We start from the raw sequence: 10,661 nt of genomic DNA, 5'->3' as shown, positions 1-10,661 counted from the left end.
CGCGCCCGCTGGAGCCGCGATTTCGGCGCGCAGAACGCCTATCCTCCGCCGCCCGCCAATGATTTTCCTTCAGCGCCGCAAACCGTGACGCCCGATCGCCCGGACACCAGTGCCCCGGTTGCCAGGACGTCGGCGAAACCGGATATGAACGTGGTCGCGACCCAGGTGTTTCTCGACCGCAAGGGCTTTTCCCCCGGCGTGATCGACGGCCTGATGGGCGACAATGTCAGGAAGGCGCTCGACGCCTATGCCGAGGCCACCGGCGAGCGGCTCGATCCCGTCGCCGACAGCGAAAAGATCGTGCAGGCGCTGTCGCTGGAGGGCGGACTGCCGTTCACCACCTATACCATCACCGCGACCGATGCCGCCGGACCCTATGTCGCCGCGATCCCGTCCGACTACGCCGAAAAGGCCGAACTGTCGGAGATGTCCTATACCTCCGTGTCGGAAATGCTGGCCGAGAAATTCCATATGGATGAAGGCTTCCTGAAGAAGATGAACCCGGATGCCGATTTCTCGCGACCCGGCACCACGGTGAAGGTCGTGAGTATCGGCAAGCCGGAAAAGACCAAGGTCACGAAAATCCTCGCCGACAAGGCGCTGAAGCAGCTCCGCGCCTATGACGCCGAGGGCGTGCTGGTGGCCGCCTATCCGGCCACGATCGGCTCGGCCGACACGCCCTCGCCTTCCGGCACCGTCTCGGTGGAGCGGATCGCGATCGACCCGAATTACACCTATAACCCGCACAAGAACTTCAAGCAGGGCGACAACAACCAGGTGCTGACGATCAACCCCGGTCCCAACGGGCCCGTCGGCAATGTCTGGATCGCGCTCTCGAAACCCAGCTACGGCATTCACGGCACGCCCGATCCCGACAAGATCGGCAAGACCTCGAGCCATGGCTGCGTGCGGCTGACCAACTGGGATGCAAATGAACTCGCACACATGGTATCACCGGGCACAACGGTCGAGTTCATCGACTGAGCCCGTGGTGCGCGCCGCATTGCTTTGCGACCTTTGCCATCCGTTCTCAACGCCCTACATCAAGCGCGGAACAAACGGATGACGAGGGACAATGGCCAAACCGGCAATCTACTGGATCCGCAACGATCTGCGCCTTTCCGACAACCGCGCGCTCACCGCCGCCTTGGAAGACGACCGGGCCGTGCTGCCGGTCTATATACGCGAGGATAACGGCAACGGGCCGCTCGGCGCGGCGCAGGCGTGGTGGCTGGAGCGCTCGCTGGAACAGCTGGCAGCCCGCTATGACGAACTTGACGCGCCGCTGGTGTTGCGGAGCGGCGACCCGCTGAACGTGTTGCGCGCGTTGATCGAGGAGACCGGGGCCGAGGCCGTGTTCTGGAACCGGCGCTACAGCACCGAAGGCATCCGCGCCGACAAGGCGGTGAAGGCAGCGCTCGGCGAGGACGGGATCACTGTCAAGAGCTTTGCAGGCCAGATCCTGCACGAGCCTTCAAACTTCAAGACCAAATCCGGCGGTCCCTACAAGGTCTACACCCCGTTCTGGAAGGCGTTTTCGGCGGATCAGCACGTGCCCGACCCGGTCGATGCACCCAAGCGCCTCGATGGCATTTCGAAAAAGGTCAAATCCGAAAAGCTGAAGGACTGGAAGCTCTACGAGGGAAAGCCCGACTGGGCGGCGGGCTTTGCCGACATATGGCAACCGGGCGAAGATGGGGCGCTCGAACGCCTCGATCATTTCATCGAGGATGTCGTTGAGGACTACGCGGCAAAGCGCGACCGGCCCGACCGGCAGGCGACCTCGATGCTTTCTCCACATCTGGCGCTCGGCGAGATTTCACCGGCGACGGTCTGGCATCGCATCAATGCGGCAAGATCGATCTCCGCGGAAAACAGGAAGAAATTCCTACAGGAACTCGTCTGGCGCGATTTCTGCCATCACCTGCTGTTCCATGCGCCGGACCTTGCCGAGAAGAACTGGAACGGGCGCTTCGACGATTTTGGCTGGAAGGATGACGAGGAGGCGTTTGCGGCCTGGACCAAAGGCCAGACCGGCTATCCGATCGTTGATGCCGGCATGCGCCAGCTCTGGCGCGAGGGCTATATGCATAACCGCGTGCGCATGATCGCGGCCTCCTTTCTGATCAAGGACCTGATGATCGACTGGCGGCGCGGCGAGAAATGGTTTCGCGACACGCTGGTCGATGCCGATCCCGCTTCCAACGCCGCGAACTGGCAATGGGTCGCGGGGTCGGGCGCGGATGCGGCCCCGTTTTTTCGGATTTTCAACCCGACCCTACAGGGCGAGAAATTCGATCCGCACGGCGATTACGTCCGCGCCTATGTGCCGGAACTGAAGGATATGCCGAAAAAGCACATCCACGCCCCGTTCGATGCGCCCGACGATGTGCTCAGCCAAGCCGGCGTAACCCTTGGCGAGACCTATCCCAAACCGCTGGTTGATCACAAGGCCGCGCGCAAACGCGCACTTTCCGCCTTCGAGGCGATCAAGGAATGAAATGGCTTTGCGCCAAAGCCACGCGCGGCGAAAACTAAATCCTTGGCAAAGCCCGACCCCGGCGGCACAAGTACGGAAAAATTGAAAGCGAGACCATGACCACGCATTCCTCCGTCATCGACCTGATCGGCAATACGCCGCTGGTGAAGCTCCGCGCCGCCTCGGAGGCGACGGGCTGCACCATTCTCGGCAAGGCCGAATTCCTGAACCCCGGCCAGTCGGTCAAGGACCGCGCAGCACTCTACATCATCCGCGATGCGGAGAGGCGCGGCTTGCTGAAGCCCGGCGGCACGATCGTGGAAGGCACCGCCGGCAACACCGGCATCGGGCTGACCATGGTCGCCAACGCGCTCGGCTACAAGACCGTAATCGTGATCCCCGAAACCCAGGCGCAGGAGAAGAAGGACGCGCTGCGCCTGCTCGGCGCGGAACTGGTCGAGGTGCCGGCCAAGCCCTATCGCGATCCGAACAATTACGTAAAACTTTCGGGCCGGCTTGCCGAAAAGCTCGCCAGAGAAAACCCCAATGGCGCGATCTGGGCCAACCAGTTCGACAATGTCGCCAACCGCAACGCCCATATCGAGACCACGGCCGAGGAAATCTGGCGCGACACCGACGGCAAGGTCGACGGCTTCATCTGCGCCGTCGGCTCCGGCGGCACGCTCGCCGGCACGGCGATCGGCCTCAAGGCAAAGAACAAGGATATCAAGATCGGGCTCGCCGACCCGGAAGGAGCAGCGCTCTACGAATTCTATGCTCATGGCGAACTGAAGAGCGAAGGCGGCTCAATCACCGAAGGTATTGGCCAAGGCCGGATCACCGCCAATCTGGAAGGCTTCGCCCCCGATTTCGCCTACCGCATTTCTGACAGCGAGGCGCTGCCGCTGATATTCGATCTGGTGACGGATGAGGGCTTGTGCCTCGGCGGCTCATCGGGCATCAATATAGCGGGCGCCATGCGTCTGGCGCGCGAGCTCGGCCCCGGCCACACCATCGTCACCATATTGTGCGACTATGGCAACCGGTATCAGTCGAAGCTTTTCAACCCCGAATTCCTAAAGGATAAAGGGCTGCCGCTGCCGCAATGGCTGACCCGAAAAACGGAGATTGCCGCTCCGTTTGAATAGAAAGTAACCCATGCCTGTTGATGCCCTCTACCGCAACGATTTCACCCTGACGAGTTGCGATGCGGTGGTCACTTCAGTGCATGAGGACGGCACGTTCGAGACCGACCGCACCTGTTTTTACGCAACCTCCGGCGGCCAGCCGGGGGATACCGGCATCGCCCGGCGCGCTGACGGCTCGGCGATCGCGCTGGCCGTTACCCGCCATGGCGAGACCAAAGACATCATCCTGCATGTGCCGGCCGAAGGCGAGACGCCGCCCGCCGTCGGCGACAGGCTCCGCCTCGAAATCGACTGGCCGCGTCGGCTGAAGCTGATGCGGATGCACACCGCCTGCCATTTGCTTTCCGTCGTCTGTCCCTATCCGATCACCGGCGCCTCCGTCGGCGAAGACGAATCCCGCGTCGATTTCGACATGTCGGAAACGATCGACAAGGACGCCGTCACGACTGCGATGATGAAGCTGGTTGCCGAAGACCATCCGGTCTATGTGCAGTGGATCACCGATGAGGAGCTGGCCGCCAATCCGGGCATTGTCAAATCGAAGAATGTCCGCCCGCCGATGGGCATGGGCCGGATCTCGCTGATCGCGATCGGCGAGAACGCCAGCGTGGACAGCCAGCCCTGCGGCGGCACCCATGTGCGTTCCACCGGCGAGGTCGGCGGCATCCATATCGGCAAGATCGAAAAGAAGGGCCGCGAGAACCGCCGTTTTCGGATACGGTTTGACGCCTAAAGCATTTCCAGGAAAAGTGTAATCACGGTTTTCCGTCCGGAAATGCGTAAAACAATAAGCTGGGATATGTCCGATGAACCCGTGTTCACCGGACATATCCCAGCCATCGCATGAGGAGTGTCGCCAGATGAATTTTGTCGTTTCGCCGGAATGGGTCGAGGAAAGGCTGGGCAAGCCGGGCTTTTCGGTCATCGATGCCTCATGGTACCTGCCGGCCCATAACCGCGACCCGAAGGCCGAATACCTGGCCGGCCATCTGCCGGGCGCGGTGTTTTTCGATCACGACGCTATTGCAGATACATCCTCCGGCCTGCCGCATACCCTGCCTTCGCCGGAAGTGTTTGCGGCCGAGATGGAAGCGCTCGGCGTCGGCAGCGATCACACGATCGTGGTCTATGACGGCCCGGGCTACCTGGCAGCCCCGCGCCTGTGGTGGATGCTGCGGATGATGGGAGCGAGCGACGTCCACGTCCTCGATGGCGGCCTTGACGGCTGGCGCGGCGAAGGCCGCGCCCAGGAGACCGGCGCTCCAGCGCCCGTGCCGGCGACGTTCAAGCTCGACGCCAAGCCGCACCGCGTCACCTCGTTTGAAGACATGCGCGAAATCGTCGCCTCCGGCAGAAGCCAGATCGCGGATGCGCGTAGCGCCGCCCGGTTCGAGGCGGCGGAGCCGGAACCGCGCGCGGGCATGCGCGCCGGCCACATGCCGGGCGCAAAAAGCCTGCCCTCCTCCTCCTTCGCGAAGAATGGCCGGTTCAAATCACCCGAAGAACTCCGCGCCCTGTTCGAAGAGGCCGGCATCGACCTTTCGAAACCGGTGGTCACCACCTGCGGCTCCGGCGTCACCGCCGCGATCATCACGCTCGCGCTTGAAACCCTCGACCACGCCGACAACACGCTTTATGACGGCTCGTGGTCGGAATGGGGCAGCCGCGACGACACGCCCGTGGCGACCGGAAAGGCCTGAGCGCGATGACGAAAAAGACCACGGCACCGATCCCGGTTCACGTCACCCGGCTTGAAATGACCACGCCGCCGAAAGCCCATTTGCTGGCGCCGGCGAACCTTCATATCGCGCTGATGCGGGTGCCGGAAATTCCGCTTGCCTATTACCGTTTTCTCTATCGCCAGGTCGGCTCTCGCTGGGAATGGGTCGACCGGGTGCGCATGAGCGACGAGGACCTTGCCGCCACCATCCACAACGACCGCACCACGGTGACCGTGTTCTATCTGGAAGGCGCGCCGGCCGGCTTTTACGAATACCACCGCGAGGATGACAGCGTCACCCGGCTGGTGCATTTCGGCCTGTTCGAACGCGCGCTCGGCTTCGGCGTCGGCAAGTGGTTCCTGCTCCAGGCGCTGAAGGCGATCTGGGCCGACCAGCCCGAGAAGGTGATCACCGAGACCAACAATCTCGATCACCCGCGCGCGCTCCAGCTCTACCAGCAGTTCGGTTTCTCGCCGGTCTCCACCCACGAAAGCGAAATCGCGCCGCTGTCGGATGCCGAGCTTCTGGAACTGGCGCGGCGGTTTTAGAAACCGTCGAGCGCGGCAATAACCCGGCGCAGGCGTCGGGTTATATCTTTCGTTATATCTAAATTACGCCCAAAACTATTCGTAGCGCGCCGTGAACTCCAAGAGGGCGCGGACGATTTCGCTTGCGGCGGCGGGGTCGTCGTCGAGCTTGCGGGCGATCACCTCCCGCAGGTTCAGCATCGCGACATCGACGCTTCGCGGCAGTTCGGGGCCGGCTTCGGTCTTATGCCGCTCTTTCCGGCGCTTCATCTTGTCGCCGATCGTCGACAGCGCCTTCAACGCCATGGATGCCTCGAACATGTTGTCGGCGAGATAGGCGCTGCCCTCGTCGGTGATCGAATAGCGCTTCTTGTTTCCGTCATCGGCGGCCACCACATATCCAGCTTCCTCGAGGTAGGACAGCGTGGGGTAGATGACGCCGGGGCTCGGCGCATAGAAGCCGCCGCTCATTTCCTCGATCGCCTTGATGATGTCGTAGCCGTGACGGGGCTCCTCGCCGATCAGGTGGAGAACCAGCAGGCGGATCTGCCCCTGCCCGAGAAAGCGGCCCGGCCTGCCGGGACCATCGCCGTCGCCGAAACCGAACGGGCCGCCAAAGCCGCCCCGGCCGAAACCGCCGCCGCCGCGCGCCATCATCATATATTCGCGAAACCGCCCTCGGCCTTCCTCGGCCGGGCGCTCATGAAAATGTCTCATCACTATCGCTCCTGTTTTTACGATATATCTAAAGATATAATTTCCATCGGAATTTGCAAGATACGATATATCGAAAATTGTGATTTCGATGCCGGACGCGTTTTCGCTTCGCTGCGCGATCGACTACATTGCTGAAAAATCGGCGTTTACCGCGAGGGCGGATTTCTCTATGCCACTCACCTGCCGCATCGTCGCGGGACCGGATGGCGGCTTCCGGTCGCGAATGCTCTGAAGGGAGATCGCAGGCATGAACCTGCAGACCATTGCTGACGATATCGTGCGCGAGCTTCAGCCCCGCCTGGGCGAAGGCAAGGTGGCCGATTACATTCCCGAACTCGCCAAAGTCAACCCCAACCAGTTTGGCATCGCCATCACCACCGTCGATGGCAAGACCTACCGTTCGGGCGATGCGGAGACGCATTTTTCGATCCAGAGCATTTCCAAGGTGTTCATGCTGACGCTGGCGCTCGGCAAGGTTGGCGAGGCGATCTGGAAACGGGTCGGGCGCGAGCCCTCGGGCTCCTCCTTCAATTCGATCGTCCAGCTCGAGCACGAGCAGGGCATTCCGCGCAACCCCTTCATCAATGCCGGCGCGATCGTGGTGACCGATATCGTGCTGGCCGGGCATGCGCCGCGCGAGGCGATCGGCGAATTCCTGCGGTTCATGCATTTCATCGCCAATGACGAGACGCTTTCGATCGACGAGAAGGTCGCGCAATCGGAACAGCGCACGGGCTTCCGCAATTTCGCGCTCGCCAATTTCATGCGCGGCTTTAAAAATATCCATCATCCGGTCGACCACGTGCTCGGCGTCTACTTCCATCAATGCGCGCTGATGATGAACTGCGTCCAGCTTGCCCATGCCGGGCTTTATCTGGCCAATCACGGCACCAATCCGCTGACGGGCTTTTCCGTGGTCTCGCCGCGCAGGGCGCGCCGCATCAACGCGATGATGCTGACCTGCGGCCATTATGACGGTTCCGGCGATTTCGCCTTCCGCGTCGGCCTTCCCGGCAAGTCCGGCGTCGGCGGCGGCATTCTGGCGGTGGCGCCCGGCAAGGCCTCGATGGCGGTGTGGTCGCCGGGGCTGGATGCGACCGGCAATCCCGCGCTCGGCTCGGTCGCGCTCGAAATGCTGGCGGCGCGCACCGGCTGGTCGGTTTTTGCGGGTTGATCCTTTCGGCGTAAACAGGCATTGCCTTTGAGCGCGTCCAGGAAAAGTGGATACCGGTTTTCCGTCCGGACGAGCGGAAAACAAAAGGTTAGAGCCGGTTCGCGATTCAACGAAAAGCGAACAGGCTCTGGCAAACCAAGCGCCCGGAGCGATGATGAACGAACTGGCCGAAGATACCCTGCCCGATGCCTTCCAGACATTGTTCGCCGATGCGCCCTCCTCCGTCGGCTTTTCCAAGCTGCGCAAGCGGCTGCTCAGGCAGGTCCGTCAGGCGATCGCCGATTTCGACATGCTGAAGGATCAGAAGCGCTGGCTGGTGGCGCTGTCGGGTGGCAAGGACAGCTATGGCCTGCTCGCCGTGCTGCTGGAGATGAAATGGCGCGGCCTGCTGCCGGTCGACCTCATCGCCTGCAATCTCGACCAGGGCCAGCCGAATTTTCCGAAACATGTGCTGCCGGATTACCTGACGAAGATCGGCGTTCCGCACCGGATCGAATATCGCGACACCTATTCGATCGTGACCGAGAAACTTGCCCCGGGCTCGACCTATTGCGCGCTCTGTTCGCGACTGAGACGCGGCAATCTCTACCGGATCGCGCGCGAGGAGGGCTGCGATGCGCTGGTGCTCGGCCACCACCGCGAGGATATTCTCGAAACCTTCTTCATGAACCTGTTCCACGGCGGCAAGCTCGCGACCATGCCGGCGAAACTGCTGAACGACGAGGGCGACCTGATGGTGTTGCGCCCGCTTGCCTATGCCGCCGAGGACGATCTCGCGCGGTTTGCCGAGGCGATGCGATTTCCGATAATCCCCTGCGATCTGTGCGGCTCTCAGGACGGGCTGGAACGCAACGCCATGAAGCAGATGCTGGCCGACATGGAAGCACGGATGCCGGGGCGCAAGGACGTGATGCTGCGGGCGCTTGCAAGCGTCAACCCCTCGCATCTGCTCGATCCGTCGCTGTTCGATTTCTCCGCGCTGACCGCCGCCAAAGGGTAGCGGGACATTTTCCGCTACAGGTCTTCTTGCTTTGTGACAGAACGGCAAAACTTTTCGGCCACCCGGTGAAAAGCGCCGGTTTTGCGCCGCCACGTCTTGCCGTTTGCCCGTCGCGGTGCCACAAAAGGCCAACCCCGGCCCGCCGCCTGCCCTTCGGCGCGCCTGAAGGCGATCCGGGTTTTCGAAATTGCGCATCATTGCCGACGGCAACCCACATGATGCGCCAAAGACAAGAGGTGATGTCTTGGAAAAAGCAGAAATCGGACTGATCGGGCTTGGAGTCATGGGCTCCAACCTCGCCCTCAACATTGCCGAGAAGGGCAACAGGATCGCTGTCTACAATCGCACGGCCGACAAGACGCGCGCATTCTATGCCGGCGCCGGCGAGTTGCAGAAGAACATCGTGCCCACCGAGACGCTTTCGGACTTCGTCGCGGCCATCCGCCCGCCCCGCCCGATCATCATCATGATCAAGGCCGGCGACCCGGTCGATGAGGAAATGGAAAAGCTGCGCCCCTATCTCGGCAAGGGCGACATCATCATCGATGCCGGCAACGCCAATTTCCACGACACCCGCCGCCGCTTCAAGGAGCTCGACGGCACCGGCCTGACCTTTATCGGCATGGGCGTGTCGGGTGGCGAGGAAGGCGCGCGCCACGGCCCCTCGATCATGGTCGGCGGCACCGAAGACAGCTACAAGCGCGTCGAGAAAGTGCTCACCTCGATCTCCGCGAAATTCGACAACGACCCTTGCTGCGCCTGGCTCGGGCCTGATGGCGCCGGTCATTTCGTCAAGACCATCCACAACGGCATCGAATATGCCGACATGCAGATGATCGCCGAAATCTACGGCATTCTGCGCGATGGCTGCGGCATGGATGCCAACGACATCGCCAACGTCTTCGGCGAGTGGAACAAGGGCCGCCTGAACTCCTTCCTGATCGAGATTACCGAGAAGGTGCTGCGCGCCGCCGATCCGGAAACCGGCAAGGCCATGCCCGACGTGATCGTCGATGCCGCCGGCCAGAAGGGCACCGGCCGCTGGTCCGCGATCGAGGCCCAGCAGCTCGCCGTCCCCGCCACCGTGATCGAGGCGGCCGTTGCCGCACGCTGCATCTCCGCCATGCGCGGCGAACGCGCCGCCGCCGAGCCGATGTTCAACAAGGAAGAGCTTTCCTTCGGCATCGAGGCCGGCCCCTGGCTCAACCGCGATCTCGAACTGGCGCTGTTCGCCGCCAAGATCGCGGCCTACGCGCAAGGGTTCGACGTGATGGATTCCGCCTCCCAGGAATATGGCTGGAACCTGCCGATGCCGGAAATCGCCCGGATCTGGCGCGCCGGCTGCATCATCCGTTCGCAGTTCCTGGATGAGATCACCAAGGCGTTCTCCGATACCCCGGATGTCGCCAACCTGATCGTGACGCCGGCGTTCTCCGAGATGGTCAACGAGTGCATGCCGTCGCTGCGCCGCATTGTTTCGGCAGCCACCGCGGCCGGCCTTCCGGTTCCGGGGCTTGCCTCGGCGCTCAGCTATTTCGATGCCTATCGCCAGTCGCGCGGCACCGCCAACCTGATCCAGGCCCAGCGCGATTTCTTCGGCGCCCATGGCTTCGACCGTCTCGACGGCCTCGATATCCATCATGGCCCCTGGGGCAGCGGCGCGGTCTAAGCCGGTCGCAATATGCAAAAATCAGAAAGCCCCGGCGACGGGGCTTTTTTCGTATTCCGGGTTGGGCCTCAGGCCGAACGCGTCTTCTGCCTGCGATCGGTTTCCGGGCGATAGGTGCACACGCGATTGCGGCCGCTGTTCTTGGCATCGTAGAGCGCCTTGTCGGCATGCTCGATGACATGGAACACCGAGAGGGCCGAGGGGGTTGATTCGGCGACCCCGACGC

General features: G+C 62.4%; 10 protein-coding genes. 9 read left to right on the top strand and 1 reads right to left on the bottom strand.

All coding sequences use genetic code 11. The features are described from left to right. The 6 genes from B4E36_RS14265 to B4E36_RS14240 form a co-directional block, all read left to right on the top strand. Nucleotides 1–984, top strand: a 984-nt coding sequence (locus B4E36_RS14265; protein ID WP_345900491.1) for a L,D-transpeptidase, incomplete at its 5' end; no start/stop codon positions are given. 91 nt (nt 985–1,075) lie between these two features. Beyond that, nucleotides 1,076–2,500, top strand: a complete 1,425-nt coding sequence (locus tag B4E36_RS14260) for a cryptochrome/photolyase family protein (protein WP_292059422.1) — start codon at nt 1,076–1,078, stop codon at nt 2,498–2,500. 95 nt (nt 2,501–2,595) lie between these two features. Continuing rightward, complete coding sequence (locus tag B4E36_RS14255) at nt 2,596–3,627, top strand: cysteine synthase A (protein ID WP_292059420.1); 1,032 nt, start codon at nt 2,596–2,598, stop codon at nt 3,625–3,627. A gap of 10 nt (nt 3,628–3,637) precedes the next feature. After that, nucleotides 3,638–4,360 carry an alanyl-tRNA editing protein gene (locus B4E36_RS14250; RefSeq protein WP_292059418.1) on the top strand — a complete coding sequence of 241 codons (723 nt, stop codon included), beginning with the start codon at nt 3,638–3,640 and terminating at the stop codon, nt 4,358–4,360. Nucleotides 4,361–4,487: 127 nt separating this feature from the next. Continuing rightward, nucleotides 4,488–5,327, top strand: coding sequence for a 3-mercaptopyruvate sulfurtransferase (gene sseA, locus B4E36_RS14245; RefSeq protein ID WP_292059416.1), 840 nt, complete (start codon nt 4,488–4,490; stop codon nt 5,325–5,327). A 5-nt stretch (nt 5,328–5,332) separates the two neighbouring features. Beyond that, nucleotides 5,333–5,896 carry a GNAT family N-acetyltransferase gene (locus B4E36_RS14240; RefSeq protein ID WP_292059414.1) on the top strand — a complete coding sequence of 188 codons (564 nt, stop codon included), beginning with the start codon at nt 5,333–5,335 and terminating at the stop codon, nt 5,894–5,896. 75 nt (nt 5,897–5,971) lie between these two features. Here B4E36_RS14240 and B4E36_RS14235 read toward each other — a convergent pair whose 3' ends face one another. Beyond that, a complete protein-coding gene (locus B4E36_RS14235; RefSeq protein ID WP_292059412.1) occupies nt 5,972–6,592 on the bottom strand; it encodes a PadR family transcriptional regulator in 621 nt (206 codons plus the stop codon). Nucleotides 6,593–6,839: 247 nt separating this feature from the next. On the opposite strand from B4E36_RS14235, the gene B4E36_RS14230 reads away from it, so the two are divergent. From B4E36_RS14230 to gndA, 3 genes are all read left to right on the top strand, one after another. After that, the gene (locus B4E36_RS14230; protein WP_292059410.1) at nt 6,840–7,766 is read left to right on the top strand and encodes a glutaminase; all 927 of its coding nucleotides are present in this window, start codon (nt 6,840–6,842) and stop codon (nt 7,764–7,766) included. A 151-nt stretch (nt 7,767–7,917) separates the two neighbouring features. After that, entirely contained in the window at nt 7,918–8,766 is an 849-nt protein-coding gene (gene ttcA, locus B4E36_RS14225; protein WP_292059408.1) for a tRNA 2-thiocytidine(32) synthetase TtcA, read from the top strand. Between the two features lie 244 nt (nt 8,767–9,010). Further along, the gene (gene gndA, locus B4E36_RS14220) at nt 9,011–10,435 is read left to right on the top strand and encodes an NADP-dependent phosphogluconate dehydrogenase (RefSeq protein WP_345900490.1); all 1,425 of its coding nucleotides are present in this window, start codon (nt 9,011–9,013) and stop codon (nt 10,433–10,435) included. Nucleotides 10,436–10,661: the final 226 nt, after the last annotated feature.

Origin of the sequence: Martelella sp. UBA3392 (genome assembly GCF_002358775.1) — a bacterium.
Taxonomy (GTDB): Bacteria; Pseudomonadota; Alphaproteobacteria; order Rhizobiales; family Rhizobiaceae; genus Martelella; species Martelella mediterranea.
This window is presented reverse-complemented; position numbering and strand designations above follow the sequence as displayed.

Bases quoted from the DNA above. Each gene is read 5' to 3' on its own strand.
- B4E36_RS14260 (WP_292059422.1), top strand. From the start codon at position 1,076: ATGGCCAAACCGGCAATCTACTGGATCCGCAACGATCTGCGCCTTTCC.
- B4E36_RS14255 (WP_292059420.1), top strand. From the start codon at position 2,596: ATGACCACGCATTCCTCCGTCATCGACCTGATCGGCAATACGCCGCTG.
- B4E36_RS14250 (WP_292059418.1), top strand. From the start codon at position 3,638: ATGCCTGTTGATGCCCTCTACCGCAACGATTTCACCCTGACGAGTTGC.
- sseA (WP_292059416.1), top strand. From the start codon at position 4,488: ATGAATTTTGTCGTTTCGCCGGAATGGGTCGAGGAAAGGCTGGGCAAG.
- B4E36_RS14240 (WP_292059414.1), top strand. From the start codon at position 5,333: ATGACGAAAAAGACCACGGCACCGATCCCGGTTCACGTCACCCGGCTT.
- B4E36_RS14235 (WP_292059412.1), bottom strand. From the start codon at position 6,592: ATGAGACATTTTCATGAGCGCCCGGCCGAGGAAGGCCGAGGGCGGTTT.
- B4E36_RS14230 (WP_292059410.1), top strand. From the start codon at position 6,840: ATGAACCTGCAGACCATTGCTGACGATATCGTGCGCGAGCTTCAGCCC.
- ttcA (WP_292059408.1), top strand. From the start codon at position 7,918: ATGATGAACGAACTGGCCGAAGATACCCTGCCCGATGCCTTCCAGACA.